Raw genomic sequence first — 19,040 nt, forward strand, 5'->3', positions numbered from 1 at the left:
CCTGGCGTGGTGTGCGGTCGGTACCGCTTCTGATGAAGTCCGCTCCGGGGGCCCGACACGCCCACCGCACCGGCGCGGCCCCGCCCGCTCCGGCGCCGCGACCCCGCCCAGGCCCGGCCTCCCGCCCCGGCCCCCGGGGTTGATCTCACACTGCCTCGCATGCCCGACCGGCCGTCCCGCCCAGCGCATAGGCTGAGCGGATGGTTGAGCGCACCGATCCCGGTCCCACGACGGCGAGCATCGAGCGGGCGCTGCGCCGGGCGGCCACCGGACGCTCGCTGGACGTCGAGGAGGCGACCGCGCTGCTGGCGGCGCGGGGGCCCGCGCTGGACGAACTGCTCCGGATCGCCGGCGAGATCCGCGACGCCGGGTTGCGGGAGGCTGGCCGGCCCGGGGTGGTGACCTTCTCGAAGAAGGTCTTCATCCCGCTCACCCGGCTCTGCCGGGACCGCTGCCACTACTGCACCTTCGCCACGGTGCCGCACCGACTGCCCGCCGCCTTCCTCGACCGGGACGAGGTGCTGGAGATCGCCCGCGCCGGCGCCGCGATGGGCTGCAAGGAGGCCCTGTTCACTCTCGGCGACCGGCCGGAGGAGCGCTGGCCGGCGGCCCGCGAGTGGCTGGACGAGCGCGGCTACGACTCCACCCTGGACTACCTGCGCGCCTGCGCGGTCGCCGTGCTGGAGGAGACCGGCCTGCTGCCGCACCTCAACCCCGGGGTGCTCTCCTGGTCGGAGCTGCAACGGCTCAAGCCGGTCGCGCCGAGCATGGGAATGATGCTGGAGACCACCGCGACCCGGCTCTGGTCGGAGCCGGGCGGCCCGCACTTCGGCTCGCCGGACAAGGAGCCGGCGGTCCGGCTCCGGGTGCTCGACGACGCCGGCCGGGTGGGCGTTCCGTTCACCACCGGCATCCTGATCGGCATCGGCGAGACCCCGGCCGAGCGGGTCGACGCGATCTTCGCGATGCGGCGGGCGCAGCGGGAGTACGGCCACCTCCAGGAGGTGATCGTGCAGAATTTCCGCGCCAAGCCGGACACCGCGATGCGCGGCATGCCCGACGCCGAACTGCACGACCTGGCCGCCACGGTGGCGGTGACCCGGATCCTGCTCGGCCCGAAGGCCCGCGTCCAGGCCCCGCCGAACCTGATCGAGGGCGAGTACGACCTGCTGCTGCGCGCCGGCATCGACGACTGGGGCGGGGTCTCCCCGCTGACCCCCGACCACGTCAACCCCGAGCGCCCCTGGCCGCAGCTGGACGAACTGGCCCGGCACACCGAGAAGGCCGGCTTCGCCCTACGCGAGCGGCTCACCGTCTACCCGGAGTACGTCCGGGCCGGTGATCCGTGGCTCGATCCGCGGCTGCTGCCGCACGTGACCGCCCTCGCCGAGCCGGGGACCGGCCTCGCCGTGGAGTCCGCCCGGCCGCTCGGCCGCCCCTGGCAGGAGCCGGAGGAGGTCTTCGGCGGTGGCCGGACCGACCTGCACGCCACCATCGACACCACCGGCCGCACCGAGGACCGGCGGGGTGACTTCGACAGCGTCTACGGCGACTGGTCCGAGGTCGCTGGCAAGGTCAGCCCGGAGGCCTCCGGCGTACCCCGGTCGAGGGGGAGCGGCGCGGACGGTGACCTGCGGGCGGGGTTGCGGCTCGCGGCGGACGACCCGGCGGCGCTGCTGGAGCCCCGGCACGCCGACGCGGCGCGGGCGCTCTTCGACGCGGACGGCCCGGCGCTGGACGCGCTCTGCCGGCTCGCCGACGACGTGCGCCGGGACGTCGTCGGCGACGACGTCACCTACGTGGTCAACCGCAACATCAACTTCAGCAACGTCTGCTACGTGGGCTGCCGGTTCTGCGCGTTCGCCCAGCGTGAGCGGGACGCCGACGCGTTCCGGCTCTCGGTGGAGCAGGTCGCCGACCGGGCCGAGGAGGCCTGGGCGGCCGGCGCCAGCGAGGTCTGCCTCCAGGGCGGGATCGACCCGAAGCTCCCGGTGACCGGCTACGCCGACCTGGTCCGGGCGATCAAGACGCGGGTCCCCGGCATGCACGTGCACGCCTTCTCTCCGATGGAGATCGTCACGGCCGCCGCCAAGGCGGGGGTGCCGGTGAAGGAGTGGCTGCTCCAGCTCCGCGACGCCGGCCTGGACACCATCCCGGGCACCGCCGCGGAAATCCTCGACGACGACGTGCGCTGGGTGCTCACCAAGGGCAAACTGCCGGCCGCCGCCTGGGTCGACGTGGTCAGCACGGCCCACGAGCTGGGCATCCGGTCCAGCTCCACGATGATGTACGGCCACGTCGACCACCCCGGCCAGTGGCTCGCCCACTTCCGGGTGCTGGCCGGGGTGCAGGACCGCACCGGCGGGTTCACCGAGTTCGTGGCGCTGCCGTTCGTGCACACCAACGCGCCGATCTACCTCGCCGGCATCGCCCGCCCGGGGCCGACCTGGCGGGAGAACCGGGTGGTGCACGCGATGGCCCGGCTGCTGCTGCACGGCCGGATCGACAACATCCAGTGCTCCTGGGTGAAGCTGGGCGACGAGGGCACCGTGGCAATGCTCAACGGCGGCTGCAACGACCTGGGCGGCACGCTGATGGAGGAGACGATCTCCCGGATGGCCGGTTCGGGCAATGGCTCGGCGCGTACCGAGGAGCAGTTGCAGGCCATCGCGGCGGCTGCGGGACGACCCGCGCGCAAGCGGACGACCGCGTACGGTCACCCGTCGGCCTGACGTCGAACCTTTCTCCGGTGGGGGCCGTACCACTGGTCGTCGGCGGCGGTTGAGGCGAGGGCCGCCGCCGGCAGCCCCTCGCGAGCCACCGCGGGCGCCCCGGCGCCGCCGGAGGAAAGGTTCCCCATGACGAGTCAAGAGCGGAAGCGGCCCTGGCCGCGGTTGACCCGGCGGCAGACGCTGACGGCAGCGGCGAGCGCCACGCTGGGCGCCGCCGCCCTCACCGTGCCCGGCCTGTCGGCCGCCCAGAACGCCCCGTCGGCTGGGGCCAAGGACGGCCCGATCGTCGTCCACCTGCGGGACGCCGCCTCCGGGACGATGGACGTCTTCGTCGGCACCTCCCGCATCGAGGTACGCGACCGCGGCCTGGCGGACCGGCTGCGACGCGCCGCCGGGCGGCGCTGACCGCGCCCCTCCCCGTACCTCCTAAGACCCGGCGCAGGCTCTCGGCGCCCGGTCGACCCTGCCCTGACTCCGTCTGAGATCCCGCAAAGGTTGGTCCGCCATGTCCTCCCACCGCGAAGCACCGGAGATAAGCAAGGATCCGGTCGCCGACTCCTCCGACCTGTACGCCTTCGTCAGCTCCGACCGGCCCGACTCGGTGACGTTGATCGCCAACTACGTGCCGCTGCAACTCCCCTCCGGCGGCCCGAACTTCTTCGAGTTCGGCGACGACGTGCGGTACGAGATCCATATCGACAACGACGGAGACGGTCACCCCGACGTGACCTACCGTTTCGAATTCAGCACCGAGATCACCAATGCGAACAGTTTTCTTTACAACACCGGCCCGATCGAGTCGCTGGACAGCAAGAACTGGAATCGGCGCCAGTTCTACAAGCTGACCCGGGTGGCCGACGGCCGGGAGCACGTGCTCGCGCACAAGCTGCCCTGCCCGCCGTGCAACGTCGGCCCGCTCTCCACCCCGAAATACGCGGAGCTGGCCCGGCAGGCGACGTACTCGCTCTCCACGGGGGAGCGGGTCTTCGCCGGGCAGCGGGCCGACGGCTTCTTCGTCGACCTCGGCGCCATCTTCGACCTGGGGACGCTGCGCCCGTTCCAGCAGCTGCACGTCGCCGGTAAGAAGCTCTTCAAGACCGAGGGCGAGCCGGTCAACGCGCTGGACCGGATGAACGTGCACAGCATCGCCGTGCAGGTGCCGCTGAGCAAGGTGCGCCGCAGGGCCAACCGGTACGGCTACGCCGACCGTGCCTCGATCATCGGGGTGTGGACCACGGCCTCCCGCCAGCAGGTGCGGGTGCTCGGCGACAGGGTCGCGGCGGACACCGCGGCCGGCCCGTGGACCCAGGTGTCCAGGCTCGGCAACCCGCTGTTCAACGAGGTCATCGTGCCGATGTCCAAGAAGGACCTGTGGAACACGCTGCCCCCGTCGGAGGACAAGCGGTTCGCCCGGTTCGTCGAGCAGCCGGAGTTGGCCGCCCTGCTGCCGGCCCTCTACCCGGGTGTCTTCCCCAACCTGGACGCGCTGAACAAGTCGAAGAAGCCCCGGGCCGATCTGGCCGCGATCCTGCTCACCGGCATCCCGGCCGGCCTGATCGACGGCTTCACCAACAACACCGGCGCGGTGCAGGCCGACATGCTGCGGCTGAACACGGCGATCAGGCCGAACTCCAAGCCGGACCGGTTCGGGGTGCTCGGCGGCGACCTGGCGGGCTTCCCCAACGGTCGGCGGGTCGGCGACGACGTGGTGAGCATCGCGCTGCGGGCCATCGCCGGGGTCACTGTCCCGCTCGTGGACAAGGCATTCAAGCCGGATGCGGCGGCCGGCGCGGTCACCCCCGGGCTGAGCGCCGCCGACGTGACCGCGCCCTTCCTGGGCCACTTCCCTTTCCTCGGCACGCCGTACGACGGGTTCAACAACCCGCCGGCGGCGAAGTCCTGAGCGGACCGACGACAGATGCACGAGCACCCGCATGAGCACCGGTACGGGCCGACCGGCAGCGGCACGGTCATGCTGGACCTGGGCGGCGACACCGGTGCCCTGATCATCTACACCGGACGCGAGCAGCACGGTCGGGAGATCGAGATCAGCCCGGTCGACCGGGCCGCCGGGCCGCGGACCCACGCCGCCGTCCGGGAGCGGATCGTCCGGGACGGGGCGTTCCACAGCGCCGTCTACCCGGATCTGGCCGCGGGCGTCTATACCGTCTGGTGGGACGCGAGCACGCCGGCCGGAGCGATCTCCGTCACCGGTGGCGAGGTCGCCGAGTTCGTCTGGCCGAGCAGCGCTCCCCCGGGGTCGGGCTGATCCCGTACCGGCCCCGCGCCGTCGCGCCCCGTCCACATCGTGGACGGGGCGCTGGCGGCGTTTTCCGGCTCGACGGGCACGGTGGCGGGAACCGGGTTAACCTGTGCCCCACCGAGATGCTGATCTTGGCCAGTCGGTCCACCGGAGCCTCCGCCCGCGCACCCGGCGGTGTCCACGTCGGCGACGCCACGGCAGAAATCTCGGGCAACTCGCCGGAGAGGGCGTTACTCGTCCGGGGTCTGAATCGATAGGGCAGGTTGCGAGGCCGGGTGGTCCGAGTGGCGACCCGGAGGCGTGTCGGGAGGACGACTCCATTATCAAGTTCCGCTTGACGGCGCACGCATTACACGCGTGTAATTTGAATGGGGTTGTTCGCACGGAACGCAACAAAATTGGACCGGACGGACAAGCACGCCTTTCGCGTGGGGGGTTGCAGCGGCGGTGACGTCGGTGCGCGACAAGGAGGCATCTGATGGACGGCCAGCTCGAGGTGGCCGACCTGCTCGGGAACGCGCCGGAGTGGCAGGAGCGGGCGCTCTGCTCGCAGACCGACCCGGAAGCGTTCTTTCCCGAGAAGGGCGGATCGACCCGCGAGGCGAAGCGGATCTGCTCGCGGTGCGAGGTCAAGACGGAATGCCTGGAATACGCTCTCGGCCACGACGAGCGCTTCGGGATCTGGGGTGGGCTCTCCGAGCGGGAGCGGCGCAAGCTCAAGCGGCGAGTCGCCTGAGCGAGGTGCGACGGGCCGGGGCGGTGGGGGCCGCCCGGCTCGCGCCCGGATCGTCCGTCGCGGGGGCGACGGCGGTCGGGCAGCGGTCAGGCGAGTTCGTCGGGGTCGACCCCGAGCAGGTTCGCCACCTGCTCGATGATCACGTCGTGCACCAGGTCGGCGAGGTCCTCACGGTCCATCGCGCGGAACTCCAGCGGCCGGCGGTAGAGCACGATCCGGGGCGGCACCTCCTGCCGACCCGGGCGGCCCGGCAGCAGTCGGGCCAGCGGCACCTCGCCGTCCTCCAGTACGTCCGAGTCGTAGACGTTGAGGTCCGGCGGGACGTCCTCGACGGCGAACTCGACGCCGGCCAGCTCCTTGGCGAAGCGCCGTTCCAGCGTCTCGACCGTGTCCAGCACCAGGTCGTCGAAGATCTCGGCCTTGGTCCGGGCCAGCGGAACGGTCGCCGGCACCAGCCGCCCACGCAGGCCGCGGCCGTGCCGGTCGCGGTGGGTGCGCCGGCCGGAGCCGGGGCGGCGGTGTTCCGGGCTCGTCATGACGCTCAGGGTAGCTCCACCGCCGGCCCGGCCAGCGGCAGCGCCCGATCCGTGGGCGCGGCGGGACGGCAGCCGCGAATTGTGATCACCGCGACGGGCGTGTCGCAACGCGAACCGGTGCGCCGGACCCGGTAATGGGGATACCCTGCCGCCGTGAGGTCACCACGGCGCTGCTCCCGTAACGGCTGCCCCCGGCAAGCGGTCGCCACATTGACCTATGTCTACAACGAGTCGACAGCGGTGGTGGGGCCCCTCGCGGCGTTCGCCGAGCCGCACACGTACGACCTCTGTGAGCCGCACGCGCGCAGCCTGACCGCGCCGCGCGGCTGGGACGTGGTCCGGCACGAGGGTGAGTTCGAGCCCCCGCCGCCCACCACCGACGACCTGGTCGCCCTCGCGGAGGCGGTCCGTGAGGCCGCCCGCCCGGTGGCCCCCCGTCCCCCCGAGAACGACCAGCCCACCCAACAGCACCCCGGCACCGCCCGCCGAGGCCACCTCCGCGTAATCCCCCCCAACCACTAACCCCCCCCCGCACCCCCGCACCCGCGCACCCCCGCACCCCGTGTTGATCAAGATGTTTGCGCACGAATCCGGCGCCTCGGAGTGCCCAAACTCCTTGATCAACCAGCCGGAGGCTCGGGGCGGGTGGGGATGGGGGGGTGGGGTCAGTGGCCGAGGAGGCGGGAGAAGGCGGCGGCGCGGCGGGACGGTCGGCCGGTGTGCTGCTCCGCCCGGTCGGCCGAGAACATGATCCGTAGGCCGGCGTTGACGGCCAGCCAGCGCAGCGGTTCCGGCTCCCAGCGGGGGGAGCGGTGGTTGACCCAGGGCAGGGCGGTCAGGTCGCTCTCCACGCCCCGGATCAGGTCGGCGAGGGTACGGCCGGCGAGGTTGCTGGTGCCCACCCCGTCGCCGACGTAGCCGCCCGCCCAGCCGAGCCCGGTGGCGCGGTCCAGCCCCACCGAGGCGGACCAGTCCCGGGCCACCCCCAGCGGGCCGCCCCAGGTGTGGCTGATCGGCACCTCCGGGCCGAGCACCGGGAAGAGCTCGCCGAGCACCCGGCGCAGCGCGGCGAAGACCCGCGGCTCCCGGTCGTACGCGGGGGAGACCCGGGAACCGAAGTGGTACGGGGCGCCCCGCCCGCCGAAGGCGAGCCTGCCGTCGGCGGTGCGCTGGCCGTAGATGATGACGTGCCGGTGGTCGGAGAACGTCTCCCGGTCGGCCAGCCCGATCCGCGCCCAGGTCCGCTCGGGCAGCGGCTCGGTCGCCACCATCAGCGAGTAGACCGGGGCGACGGTGCGCCGCTGCCCGGGCAGCCCCGGCGTCCAGCCCTCGGTGGCCCGTACCACCACCGGCGCCCGGACCGTGCCGTGCGGGGTGACCGCCGCGCCGGCCCGGATCGCGGTGACCGGGGTGCGTTCGTGCAGGCGTACCCCTCGGCGCTCCACCGCCTCCGCCAGCCCGCGGACGAGCTTCGCCGGGTGCACCACCGCGCAGTGCGGGGTGTAGGTCCCGCCGACCACCCCGTCGGCGGCGCACCGGGCGGACGCCTCGGCGGCGTCCAGGAGCACCAGGTCCGCCGGGTCGAGGCCGTGCTCGCGGGCGGTGGCCACCTCGGCCCGGGCGCGGCCGAGCTGGACCGCCGAGCGGGCCAGCACCACGGTCCCGCCCTGGTGCCAGTCGCAGTCGATGCCCTCGGCGGCTACCACCCGGCCGACCTCGCGCACGGTCTCCTGCATGGCCCGTTGCATCGCCAGCGCCCGGTCCGGGCCGTGCCGGCGGGCCAGCGCGGGCAGCGAGGTGGGGAAGAGCGCCGAGCACCAGCCGCCGTTGCGGCCGGAGGCGCCGTAGCCGGCGACCTCGGCCTCCAGCACGGTGATCCGCAGCGACGGGTCGGCGGTCGCCAGGTGGTACGCGGTCCAGAGCCCGGTGTAGCCGGCGCCCACGATCACCACGTCGGCGTCGCTGTCGCCGGGCAGCGCCGGGCGCGGGGTCAGCGACCCGTCGACGGTGGACAACCAGTACGACAGGTCCTGGTAGCGCGTCACCACTGCGGTGGGGGCAGGTCGTGGCGCAGCCGTGGGTCGGGCTGCGGAGTGCCGAGCGACTCGACCACCGGCACCACCCCGGCCCAGACCGCTCGGTCGAGGTCGTCCTCGGGATCGTCGGGTGGGCCGGCGCTGACCTTGACCGAGCACTCGTCCAGTGGCAGGGCGAGCACCAGCGTGGCGGCGAGTTCCTTCGCCGACGGCGGGCGGATCGCCGCCCACCGGCCGGGCAGCAGGTGCTCGGAGAGCCGTTCCAGGGCGGCCAGCCCGGCCTCCCCGTCGAGCGCGGTCAGCTCGCCGAGCACCATGGCGCAGCGGTAGTTCATCGAGGACGCGAAGGCGCTGCGGGCCAGCACCAGCCCGTCGACCAGGGTCACGGTCAGGCAGGCGCGCGCACCGGCGGCGAGGTGCCGGAAGAGCCGGCTGCCGGTGGAGCCGTGCACCAGCACCCGCTCGCCGTCCCGGGCGTACGCCACCGGCAGGGCGTACGGCTGGTCGCCGCCGGCGATGGCGAGGTGGCCGACCCGGCCGGCGTCGAGGACGGCGTGCAGGGCGGCCCGGTCGTGAACGGCGAGCTCGGGCAGGCGGCGTACCCGGGTCCGGTCGGTGCCGCCGACGGCCGGGCGCGCGGAGTCGGCGGCGGCCGGCCCGACGGGACGGGGCCGGTTCCCGCCGTCGCGAGTCCCGGCCCCGTCCCGCCCTGGTCCGTCGGTCACAGGCGTGCCCATGCCTCGGTCAGCACCGCGCGCAGGATCTGCTCGATCTCGTCGAACTGGGCCTGCTCGGCGATCAGCGGCGGGGCGAGCTGGACCACCGGGTCGCCCCGGTCGTCGGCGCGGCAGTAGAGGCCGGCCTGGAACAGCGCGCTGGAGAGGAAGCCGCGCAACAGCCGCTCGGACTCGGCGTCGTCGAAGGTGGCCTTGGTGGTCTTGTCCTTGACCAGTTCGATGCCGTAGAAGTAGCCGTCGCCCCGGACGTCGCCGACGATCGGCAGGTCGTTGAGCTTCTCCAGGGTGGACCGGAAGGCGTCCTCGTTCGCCCGGACGTGCCCGACCAGGTCCTCGCGGGCGAAGACCTCCAGGTTGGCCAGGGCCACCGCGCAGGAGACCGGGTGGCCGCCGAAGGTCACCCCGTGGGCGAACATGCCGGTCTCGGTGAGGAACGGCTCCATCAGCCGCTCGCTGGCGATCATGGCGCCGAGCGGGGCGTACCCGGAGGTGATGCCCTTGGCGGTGGTGATGATGTCCGGCTGGTAGCCGTAGCGGACGGCGCCGAAGTACTCGCCGAGCCGGCCCCAGGAACAGATCACCTCGTCCGAGACGAGCAGCACGTCGTACGCGTCGCAGATCTCGCGGACCCGCTCGAAGTAGCCGGGCGGCGGCGGGAAGCAGCCGCCGGAGTTCTGCACCGGCTCCAGGAAGACCGCGGCGACGGTGTCCGGCCCCTCCCGCTCGATGGCCCGGCCGATCTCCTCGGCGGCCCAGCGGCCGAACGCCTCGGGGGAGTCGCCGTGCTCGGGCGCCCGGTAGAAGTTGGTGTTCGGCACCTTGATGGCGCCGGGCACCAGCGGTTCGAAGTCGCTCTTGATGCCGGGCAGGCCGGTGATCGACAGCGCCCCCATCGAGGTGCCGTGGTACGCGATGTAGCGGCTGATCACCTTGTACTTGTTGGGCTGGCCGGTGCGCTTGAAGTAGGCCCGGGCCAGCTTCCAGGCGGCCTCGACGGCCTCGGAGCCGCCGGTGGTGAAGAAGACCCGGTTCAGGTCGCCGGGGGTCAGCGAGGCGATCTTCTCGGCCAGCTCGACCGCCTTCGGGTGGGCGTACGACCACAGTGGGAAGTAGGCGAGCTCGGCGGCCTGCTTGGCGGCCGCCTCGGCCAGTTCGGTGCGGCCGTGGCCGGCGTTGACGACGAAGAGCCCGGCGAGTCCGTCCAGGTAGCGGCGGCCCTTGGAGTCCCAGACATACGCGCCCTCGCCGCGCACGATGGTCGGCACCTCTCCGTCGGCGTAGCTGGCCATTCGGGTGAAGTGCATCCAGAGGTGGTCGGTGGCGTTGGCCATGTCAGCCCCATCGGGTCTCGGGCCGGTCAGGGGTGACACCGGCCGCTCTGCCCACGGTTATCGCACAGCCGCACCGGGAAACGCAAGTGTTAACGACAGTCAACAGGGGTCACGGCAACGGAATCAGCGTAGTTGGGAGGTCCAAGCTACGGAATTCGTATCAGGCCGTACCCCAGGTGTAGGTCTGCTTGCGCAGCTTGAGGTAGACGAACGCCTCGGTGGCGAGCACGCCCTCGACGGCGCGCAGCTTCTGCAGGATCTCCAGCAGGTGGGCGTCGTTGCGGCAGACCACCTCGGCGAGCAGGTCGAAGGAGCCGGCGGTGATGACCACGTAGTCGACCTCCTCGAACCCGGCCAGCCGGTCGGCGACCGCCTCCAGGTCCCCGTCGGTGCGCAGGCCGATCATGGCCTGCCGGGGGAAGCCCAGTTGGAGCGGGTCGGTCACCGCCACGATCTGCATCACCCCGGCGTCGAGCAGCCGCTGCACCCGCTGCCGCACGGCGGCCTCGGAGAGCCCGACCGCCTTGCCGATGGTCGCGTACGGCCGGCGGCCGTCCTCCTGGAGCTGCTCGATGATCTGCTTCGCCACGTCGTCCAACAGTGCGTGACTGGCTCCATCACGCACGGTGACCCGCCGCGCACCGTTGCCGCTCTCTAGTTGCCGGTTCGTCATCGACCGCTCCCCATGTCCGATCACCCGCTGAGCCTAGTGCCACCGCGCAGTCTGGCGTAATTCGTCGTCCATTGCTATTCCCGCAACGGAATCCCTTGTAAGGGAGGTCACCTCATGTCAGGATCAGTCGTCCCTGACACCCGACCCCTCCCGCCGGCGCGTCACCCCCGTCCCCGCTGCCGACGGACGACCCCCTAGGAGTCGTCATATGCGTACTCCCCTCCGGCCCCTTTCCCGGCGTGGACTGCTCACCGGCACCCTCGGTTCGGCCGCCCTGCTCGCCGCGGGCGGCGCGCTCGCCGGCTGCGGCACCAAGGCCGCTACCCAGACCGAGGCGGGCTGCAAGAGCGAAGACCTCTCGGGCACCGAGAAGAAGCTCGCGTTCTCCAACTGGCCCCAGTACATCGACGTCGACGAGAAGGACGAGTCGAAGCGCCCCAGCCTCGACGCGTTCGTCAAGAAGTCCGGCATCCAGGTCACGTACACCGAGGACATCAACGACAACAACGAGTTCTTCGGCAAGGTCCAGAACCAGCTCGCGGCCTGTCAGAGCACGGACCGCGACGTCATCGTCCTCACCGACTGGATGGCCGCCCGGATGATCCGGCTCGGCTGGATCCAGAAGCTCGACCCGGCGAAGATCCCGAACGTGGCGGCGAACCTGCTGCCGTCGCTGCTCAACCGCTCCTTCGACCCGGACAACCAGCTCTCCATCCCGTGGCAGTCGGGCCTCGCCGGCCTGGCCTTCAACGGCAAGGTCACCAAGGAGATCCGGACGGTCGACGAGCTGCTCACCCGCCCCGACCTCAAGGGCCGGGTCACCGCGCTGACGGAGATGCGGGACACCATGGGCCTGCTGCTCCAGTCCAACGGGCACGACCCGGCGAACTTCACCACCGCGCAGTTCGACGACGCGCTCGCCAAGCTCAAGAAGGCCGTCGACTCCGGACAGATCCGCAAGTTCACCGGCAACGAGTACTCCACCGAGCTCAACAAGGGCGACATCGCGGCCTGCATCGCCTGGTCCGGTGACGTCCTCCAGCTGACCGCGGAGGATGAGAAGATCCAGTTCGTCGCACCGGACTCGGGCGTGATGCTCTTCAGCGACAACCTGATGGTGCCGAACAAGGCCACCCACAAGGGCAACGCCGAAGAGCTGATCAACTACTACTACGAGCCGGCGGTCGCCGCCCAGCTCGCGGCGTACGTCAACTACATCTGCCCAGTGAAGGGCGCGCAGGCCGAGATGGAGAAGATCGACCCGGAGCTGGCGGCCAACCCGCTGATCTTCCCGGACGACGTGCTGCTGAAGAAGTCCAAGGTCTTCATGGCCCTGGACGAGAAGCAGGAGAAGGAGTACGAGACGAAGTACCAGAAGGTCATCGGGGCGTGATGGCGATGGGACACGAGTCACCGGCCGGCGACCTGCGGCTGGCCAACCTCACCAAGCGGTTCGGCATCTTCACCGCGGTCGACGACCTGAGCCTGACCATCCCGCAGGGTTCCTTCTTCGCCCTGCTCGGCGCGTCCGGCTGCGGCAAGACGACCACCCTGCGGATGATCGCCGGACTGGAGGAACCGACCAGCGGGCAGGTGCTCCTGGGCGACCGGGACATCGCCCGGCTGCGGCCGTACAAGCGGCCGGTGAACACCGTGTTCCAGAGCTATGCGCTCTTCCCGCACCTGGACATCAACGAGAACGTGGCCTTCGGGCTGCGCCGGCGCGGCATTCGCAAGGTGGACGATCAGGTCCGCCGGATGCTGTCGCTGGTGCAGCTCGACGGCTACGGCCCCCGCCGCCCGGCCCAGCTCTCCGGCGGCCAGCAGCAGCGGGTCGCGCTGGCCCGCGCCCTGATCAACCACCCGCAGGTGCTGCTCCTCGACGAGCCGCTCGGCGCGCTCGACCTGAAGCTGCGCCGGCAGATGCAGATCGAGCTGAAGCGGATCCAGACCGAGGTCGGGATCACCTTCGTGCACGTCACCCACGACCAGGAGGAGGCCATGACCATGGCCGACACCGTCGCGGTGATGAACGCCGGGAAGATCGAGCAGCTCGGCGCCCCGGCCGACCTCTACGAGTTCCCGGCGACCGCGTTCGTGGCGAACTTCCTCGGCCAGTCCAACCTGCTGGCCGCCGAGGCCGCGGGCAGCGCCGGCGCCGCGGTGCCGGTCACCGCCCACGGCGCCCGCTTCTCGGTGCCAGCCGACCGCGCCCGGTCCGACCGGGGCCCGGTCTACCTGGGGGTACGCCCGGAGAAGCTGCACCTGGTCGACTCCGTCGCCCAGGTTCCCAGTGGTCACCAGCACGTCCAGGGGGTCGTCACCGACGCCTCCTACGTGGGGGTGAGCACGCAGTACCTGATCCGTACCGGCTGGGGCAGCGAGCTCTCCGCGTTCGCGGCGAACAGCGGCGCGGGCCGGCAGTTCCCGGTGGGTGCGTCGGTGGTGGCGTACTGGGACCCGCGGCACGCCTTCCTGCTCTCCCGCGAGCCCGGCCAGGACGACCGCACCACCCCGCTGCTGGACGAGCCGGTGGGTGCGTCCTCATGACCGCCCTGGCCCACGTACCCATCCAGGGGCAGGCGGATCCGGCACCGCCGCCGCCCCGGCGGGGGCGGCACCGGCTGCTGCCGTACCTGCTGCTGCTGCCCGGCGCGGCCTGGCTGTTCATCTTCTTCGTCCTGCCGCTGCTCCAGCTCGCCGCGGCCAGCCTCTACGACCCGTCCGGCTCGCTCTCCACCGGTTACGCGCTCACCTGGGCGTTCGGCAACTACCCGGAGGCCCTCCAGGCGTACTGGCCGCAGATGGCCCGGTCCTTCGTCTACTCGGCGATCGCACTGGTGCTGGCCCTGCTGATGGGCTACCCGCTGGCGTACGCGATCGCGCAGAAGGCGGGCCGGTGGAAGAACCTGCTGCTGGTCTGCGTGGTCGCGCCGATGTTCACCAGCTTCCTGGTCCGCACCCTGGCCTGGAAGACCATCCTGTCGGACAACGGCTGGTTCGTCGGGCTGCTGCGCGACGTCCATCTGCTCGCCCCCGACGGCCGGCTGCTCGCCACGCCGTTCGCGGTGGTGCTCGGCCTGACGTACAACTTCCTGCCCTTCCTGGTGCTGCCGCTGTACGCGAGCCTGGAGCGGCTGGACTACCGGCTGCTGGAAGCGGCCAGCGACCTCTACGCCAGCCCGGTGCAGGCGTTCCGGCGGGTCACCCTGCCGCTGTCGATGCCCGGCCTGATCGCCGGCACGCTGCTCTTCTTCATCCCGGCCACCGGTGACTACATCAACGCCGAGCTGCTCGGCACCCCCAACCAGTACATGATCGGCAACGTCATCGACTCGGCGTTCCTGGTTCGGCTGGACTACCCGCAGGGCGCCGCGCTGTCGTTCCTGCTGATGGCGGCGATCCTCGCGATCGTCTTCGTCTACCTGCGCCGGGCCGGCACGGAGGAAGTGCTGTGAAACTGTCCCGTTGGCTGGCCGACCGCTGGGTGATGGGTGTGGCCCTGCTGGTGCTCGGCTACCTCTCCCTGCCGATCCTGGTGGTGGCCGCGCTCTCCTTCAACCGCCCGTCGAGCCGGCTGTCGTACGACTTCCACGAGTTCACCCTGGACAACTGGACCCACCCGTGCGCCACCTCCGACATGTGCGACGCGGTGGTCCGCAGCGTGCAGATCGGCTTCATCGCCACGGTGGTGGCCACCGTGCTCGGCACGCTGATGGCGTTCGCGCTGGTCCGGCACCGGTTCCGCGGCCGGACCGGGCTCAACGTGCTGATCTTCCTGCCGATGGCCAGCCCGGAGCTGGTGATGGGCACCTCGCTGCTCGCCCTCTTCGTCTCCGCGGGCGTGCCGCAGGGCTTCTGGACCATCGTCATCGCGCACGTGATGTTCTGCGTGTCGTTCGTGGTGGTCACCGTGAAGGCGCGACTGGCCGGGATGGACCGGCGGCTGGAGGAGGCCGCGATGGACCTCTACGCCAGCGAGTGGCAGACCTTCCGGCGGATCACCCTGCCCCTGGTGCTGCCCGGCATCGTGGCCGCCGCCCTGCTCGCCTTCTCGCTCAGCTTCGACGACTTCATCATCACGAACTTCAACGCCGGCACCACCGTCACCTTCCCGATGTACGTCTGGGGCGCCGCCCAGCGCGGCATCCCGCCGCAGGTCAACGTCATCGGCACGGCGATGTTCGTGATCGCCCTGCTGCTCGTGGCCGCCAGCTCGCTGCGCGGCCGGCGGTCCCGGCGCGCCGAGGTCGCGGTCCCCGCCCCGGCGGGCGGACGGGCGAACGGCCCGTCATGACACTTCCGCATACCGGCCGGGCGCTCGCCGACGCGGCGCCCGTCCCCTACTGGCTGGACCGCCCGGAACGCCCCGACCCGCTGCCGCCGCTGACCGGTACGACCGACACCGACCTGCTGGTGATCGGCGGCGGCTACAGCGGCCTCTGGGCGGCGCTGCTCGCCAAGCGGGACGCCCCGGACCGGGACGTGCTGCTGGTCGAGGCCGGCACCTGCGGCTGGGCGGCGTCCGGGCGCAACGGCGGGTTCTGCGCCGCCTCGCTGACCCACGGGCTGGCCAACGGCGTGGACCGCTTCCCCGGCGAGATCGACGTGCTGGAGTGGCTGGGCCGGCAGATCCTGGACGCCATCGCCGCCACCGTCGACGCGTACGGCATCGACTGCGACTTCGAGCGCACCGGCGAGCTGGCGGTGGCCGTGGCGCCGTACCAGCTCGCCGGGCTGGCCGAGGACGAGGCGCTGGCCCGCCGGTACGGCCACGACGTCCGGCTGCTCGACGCCGACGAGGTGCGCGCCGAGGTGCACTCGCCGACGTACCTCGGTGGGCTCTGGGACTCCGATCGGGTGGCCATGCTCGACCCGGCGAAGCTGGCCTGGGGCCTGCGCCGGGCCTGCCTCGCCGAGGGGGTGCGGATCCACGAGCACACCCGGGTCACCGGCCTGCGCCGCGACGGCGCCGCGCTGGCCACGCGAACGGCCGGCGGCCCGGACGCCGCCCCGGGGACGGTCCGGGCCCGGCAGGTGGTGCTCGCCACGAACGCGTTCCCGCCGCTGCTGCGCCGGCTGCGCAACTGGGTCGTGCCGGTCTACGACTACGCGCTGATGACGGAGCCGCTGACTCCCGAGCAGCGGGACGCGATCGGCTGGCGGAACCGGCAGGGCCTCGCGGACACCGGCAACCAGTTCCACTACTACCGGATCACCGGGGACGGGCGGATCCTCTTCGGCGGCTACGACGCGGTCTACCACTACGGCAACCGGGTCGCGCCGGAGCTGGCACAGCGGCCGGCCACCTTCGCCGCCCTCGCCGACCACTTCTTCACCACGTTTCCGCAGCTCGACGGCCTCCGCTTCAGCCACAAGTGGGGCGGGGTCATCGACACCTGCACCCGGTTCTGCCCGTTCTTCGGCACCGCCTACGACGGCCGGCTGGCGTACGCCTCCGGCTACACCGGCCTCGGCGTCGGGGCGACCCGGTTCGGGGCCCGGGTGATGCTCGACCTGCTGGGCGGCCAGGAGACCCCGCTGACCCGGCTCGACCTGGTCCGCAGCACCCCGCTGCCGTTCCCGCCGGAGCCCGTCCGGGCCGCCGGCATCAACCTCACCCGCTGGTCGCTGGCCCGCGCCGACGCGCGCGAGGGCCGGCGTGACCTCTGGCTCCGTACTCTCGATCGTCTTGGTTTGGGGTTTGATTCCTGATGCGCATCCTGCTCGTCGGCGCCGGTGGCGTCGGCTCCGCCGCCGTAGCCATCGCCGCCCGCCGCTCCTTCTTCGAGACCATGGTCGTCGCCGACTACGACCTGGGCCGCGCCGAGCGCGCGGTCGACGGTCAGGGTGACCGGTTCGTCGCCGCGAAGGTCGACGCCTCCTCGGCCGACGCGGTCGCCGCGCTCTGCCGGGAGCACCGGATCACCCACGTGCTCAACGCCGTCGACCCGCGCTTCGTCATGCCGATCTTCGACGGCGCGTTCGCCGCGGGGGCCGACTACCTCGACATGGCGATGTCGCTGTCCCACCCGCACCCCGCGCGGCCCTACGCGGAGACCGGCGTGAAGCTCGGCGACGAGCAGTTCGCCGTGGCCGACCGGTGGGAGGCCGCCGGGCGACTCGCGCTCTGCGGCATCGGCATCGAGCCCGGCCTGTCGGACGTCTTCGCCCGCTACGCCGCCGACGAACTGTTCAGCGAGATCGACGAGATCGGGGTCCGCGACGGCGCGAACCTGACCGTCGACGGGTACGACTTCGCGCCGTCGTTCTCCATCTGGACCACCATCGAGGAGTGCCTGAACCCGCCGGTGATCTGGGAGAAGGGTCGGGGCTGGTACACCACGGAGCCGTTCAGCGAGCCGGAGGTCTTCGACTTCCCCGAGGGCATCGGCCCGGTCGAGTGCGTCAACGTGGAGCACGAGGAGGTGCTGCTCATCCCGCGCTGGGTGGAGGCGAAGCGGGTCACCTTCAAGTACGGCCTCGGCGACGAGTTCATCGAGGTGCTGAAGTCGCTGCACAAGGTCGGCCTGGACTCGACGAAGCCGGTGACGGTCAGGGGCGTCCAGGTGTCGCCGCGCGACGTGGTCGCGGCCAGCCTGCCCGACCCCGCCACCCTCGGCGACCGGATGCGCGGCAAGACCTGCGCCGGCACGTACGTCACCGGCACCGGCGTCGACGGCAAGCCCCGTCGCGTGTACCTCTACCACGTGGTCGACAACGAGTGGTCCATGCGGGAGTACGGCCACCAGGCCGTCGTCTGGCAGACCGCGGTCAACCCGGTGGTGGCGCTGGAACTGCTCGCCACCGGCGCCTGGTCCGGCGCGGGTGTGCTCGGCCCGGAGGCGCTGCCCCCGCGCCCCTTCCTCGACCTGCTCACCGGCTACGGCTCGCCCTGGGGCATGGAGGAGCGGTGACCCGCTACGGCCCGATGTACGGCCCCGACGTCACCTTCCTCGGCGTCGACCGCTGCACCCTCGACGAACCCGACACGTACGCCGACGCCGACGTGGTGATCGTCGGCGCGCCCTTCGACGGCGGCACCTCACACCGACCCGGTACCCGGTTCGGCCCGTCCGCCATCCGGCAGGCCTGCTACCTGCCGCACGACGGCTCCCGACCATCGCTGGCCCTGCGCGTCGACGCCCTGCGCGACCTGCGCGTCTACGACGCCGGCGACGTGGAGATGTTCTCCGGCGACATCGAGCGCTCGCTGGCCGCCCTGGAGACCGCTGTGTTCGCCGTCGCGTCCGCGGGTGCGATCCCGGTCGTGCTCGGCGGTGACCACTCCATCGCGCTGCCCGACGCCACCGGGGTGGCCCGCCAGCACGGCCTCGGCCGGGTGTCGCTGGTGCACTTCGACGCGCACGCCGACACCGGCCACGTCGAGTTCGGCTCGCTGCACGGGCACGGCCAGCCGATGCGCCGGCTGATCGAGTCCGGCGCGGTCCGCGGCGACCGGTTCCTCCAGATCGGCCTGCGCGGCTACTGGCCCGACCCGCCGACCCTGGCCTGGATGGCCGAGCAGCGGATGCGCTCGTACGAGATGACCGAGCTGGTCGCCCGGGGACTCGATCCGTGCCTCTCGGAGGCCTTCGCCATCGCGACCGACGAGTGCGAGGGCGTCTTCCTCTCCGTCGACGTGGACGTGGTCGACCCCGGCATGGCGCCCGGCACCGGCACCCCCGAGCCGGGCGGCCTGACCTCCCGGCAGCTGCTCGACGCGGTCCGCCGGGTCTGCTACGAACTCCCCGTCGTCGGGGTGGACGTGGTCGAGGTCGCGCCGCCGTACGACCACGCCGACATCACCGCGTACCTCGGCAACCGGGTGGTGCTGGAGGCGCTGTCGGCGATCGCCCGGCGACGGCGGGACGCGGCCGGCGGGTCGCCGTGGGACCCGAGGCAGCCGCTGCTCGACGCCCGTTGACACAGGCTCCCTGGTCGGGGCTGGCGGGCAGCAGGGGCCCGCCTCAGGGTGAGGCGGGCCGGATCGGCG

General features: G+C 72.0%; 18 protein-coding genes. 13 read left to right on the forward strand and 5 right to left on the reverse strand.

All coding sequences use genetic code 11. The annotated features are described in order from the left end of the window. The first annotated feature begins 200 nt into the window (after positions 1-200). The 5 genes from AC5RWQ_RS21615 (at position 201) to AC5RWQ_RS21635 (ending at position 5,731) form a co-directional block, all read left to right on the forward strand. The gene (locus AC5RWQ_RS21615; protein WP_494284500.1) at positions 201-2,732 is read left to right on the forward strand and encodes a bifunctional FO biosynthesis protein CofGH; all 2,532 of its coding nucleotides are present in this window, start codon (positions 201-203) and stop codon (positions 2,730-2,732) included. Positions 2,733-2,858: 126 nt separating this feature from the next. Then, positions 2,859-3,137 (forward strand): hypothetical protein, encoded by a 279-nt coding sequence (locus AC5RWQ_RS21620; protein ID WP_494284501.1) that lies wholly within the window; start codon positions 2,859-2,861, stop codon positions 3,135-3,137. A gap of 100 nt (positions 3,138-3,237) precedes the next feature. Continuing rightward, positions 3,238-4,635, forward strand: coding sequence for a DUF4331 domain-containing protein (locus tag AC5RWQ_RS21625; RefSeq protein ID WP_494284502.1), 1,398 nt, complete (start codon positions 3,238-3,240; stop codon positions 4,633-4,635). Between the two features lie 15 nt (positions 4,636-4,650). Then, on the forward strand, positions 4,651-5,001 hold the full coding sequence (locus tag AC5RWQ_RS21630; protein ID WP_494284503.1) for a phospholipase: 351 nt from the start codon (positions 4,651-4,653) through the stop codon (positions 4,999-5,001). A 472-nt stretch (positions 5,002-5,473) separates the two neighbouring features. Continuing rightward, complete coding sequence (locus AC5RWQ_RS21635) at positions 5,474-5,731, forward strand: WhiB family transcriptional regulator (RefSeq protein WP_088980572.1); 258 nt, start codon at positions 5,474-5,476, stop codon at positions 5,729-5,731. Between the two features lie 86 nt (positions 5,732-5,817). Here the strand turns inward: AC5RWQ_RS21635 and AC5RWQ_RS21640 are convergent, their stop codons facing one another. After that, complete coding sequence (locus tag AC5RWQ_RS21640) at positions 5,818-6,267, reverse strand: metallopeptidase family protein (RefSeq protein ID WP_424093324.1); 450 nt, start codon at positions 6,265-6,267, stop codon at positions 5,818-5,820. A gap of 153 nt (positions 6,268-6,420) precedes the next feature. Between AC5RWQ_RS21640 and AC5RWQ_RS21645 the strand changes: the two genes are divergently transcribed. Beyond that, the gene (locus AC5RWQ_RS21645) at positions 6,421-6,789 is read left to right on the forward strand and encodes a DUF3499 domain-containing protein (protein ID WP_334488853.1); all 369 of its coding nucleotides are present in this window, start codon (positions 6,421-6,423) and stop codon (positions 6,787-6,789) included. A gap of 143 nt (positions 6,790-6,932) precedes the next feature. Here AC5RWQ_RS21645 and AC5RWQ_RS21650 read toward each other — a convergent pair whose 3' ends face one another. From AC5RWQ_RS21650 to AC5RWQ_RS21665, 4 genes are all read right to left on the reverse strand, one after another. Continuing rightward, a complete protein-coding gene (locus tag AC5RWQ_RS21650; protein ID WP_494284504.1) occupies positions 6,933-8,312 on the reverse strand; it encodes an NAD(P)/FAD-dependent oxidoreductase in 1,380 nt (459 codons plus the stop codon). Next, positions 8,309-9,028, reverse strand: a complete 720-nt coding sequence (locus tag AC5RWQ_RS21655; protein ID WP_494284505.1) for a pyridoxamine 5'-phosphate oxidase family protein — start codon at positions 9,026-9,028, stop codon at positions 8,309-8,311. Before AC5RWQ_RS21655 ends, AC5RWQ_RS21650 begins: the two co-directional genes overlap by 4 nt. Continuing rightward, a complete protein-coding gene (locus tag AC5RWQ_RS21660) occupies positions 9,025-10,371 on the reverse strand; it encodes an aspartate aminotransferase family protein (RefSeq protein WP_494284506.1) in 1,347 nt (448 codons plus the stop codon). Before AC5RWQ_RS21660 ends, AC5RWQ_RS21655 begins: the two co-directional genes overlap by 4 nt. 160 nt (positions 10,372-10,531) lie before the next feature. Then, a complete protein-coding gene (locus AC5RWQ_RS21665) occupies positions 10,532-11,044 on the reverse strand; it encodes an Lrp/AsnC family transcriptional regulator (protein WP_494284507.1) in 513 nt (170 codons plus the stop codon). 208 nt (positions 11,045-11,252) lie between these two features. Here AC5RWQ_RS21665 and AC5RWQ_RS21670 point away from each other — a divergent pair, with 208 nt between their 5' ends. From AC5RWQ_RS21670 to speB, 7 genes are read left to right on the forward strand one after another with little or no spacing between them, the layout of a single operon-like run. Further along, entirely contained in the window at positions 11,253-12,437 is a 1,185-nt protein-coding gene (locus AC5RWQ_RS21670) for a polyamine ABC transporter substrate-binding protein (protein ID WP_494284508.1), read from the forward strand. After that, the gene (locus tag AC5RWQ_RS21675) at positions 12,437-13,594 is read left to right on the forward strand and encodes an ABC transporter ATP-binding protein (RefSeq protein WP_494284509.1); all 1,158 of its coding nucleotides are present in this window, start codon (positions 12,437-12,439) and stop codon (positions 13,592-13,594) included. Before AC5RWQ_RS21670 ends, AC5RWQ_RS21675 begins: the two co-directional genes overlap by 1 nt. Then, positions 13,591-14,502: an ABC transporter permease gene (locus tag AC5RWQ_RS21680; protein WP_494284510.1), complete on the forward strand. Its 912-nt coding sequence runs from the start codon at positions 13,591-13,593 to the stop codon at positions 14,500-14,502. The genes AC5RWQ_RS21675 and AC5RWQ_RS21680 overlap by 4 nt, the downstream gene beginning before the upstream one ends. After that, entirely contained in the window at positions 14,499-15,341 is an 843-nt protein-coding gene (locus AC5RWQ_RS21685; RefSeq protein WP_494284511.1) for an ABC transporter permease, read from the forward strand. Before AC5RWQ_RS21680 ends, AC5RWQ_RS21685 begins: the two co-directional genes overlap by 4 nt. Then, positions 15,338-16,759, forward strand: coding sequence for an NAD(P)/FAD-dependent oxidoreductase (locus AC5RWQ_RS21690; protein ID WP_494284512.1), 1,422 nt, complete (start codon positions 15,338-15,340; stop codon positions 16,757-16,759). The genes AC5RWQ_RS21685 and AC5RWQ_RS21690 overlap by 4 nt, the downstream gene beginning before the upstream one ends. Next, positions 16,759-17,961: a saccharopine dehydrogenase family protein gene (locus AC5RWQ_RS21695; protein ID WP_494284513.1), complete on the forward strand. Its 1,203-nt coding sequence runs from the start codon at positions 16,759-16,761 to the stop codon at positions 17,959-17,961. The genes AC5RWQ_RS21690 and AC5RWQ_RS21695 overlap by 1 nt, the downstream gene beginning before the upstream one ends. Beyond that, positions 17,958-18,971, forward strand: a complete 1,014-nt coding sequence (gene speB / locus AC5RWQ_RS21700) for an agmatinase (protein WP_494284514.1) — start codon at positions 17,958-17,960, stop codon at positions 18,969-18,971. Before AC5RWQ_RS21695 ends, speB begins: the two co-directional genes overlap by 4 nt. The last annotated feature ends 69 nt before the right edge of the window (positions 18,972-19,040 follow it).

This window comes from Micromonospora sp. BS32 (assembly GCF_059089345.1).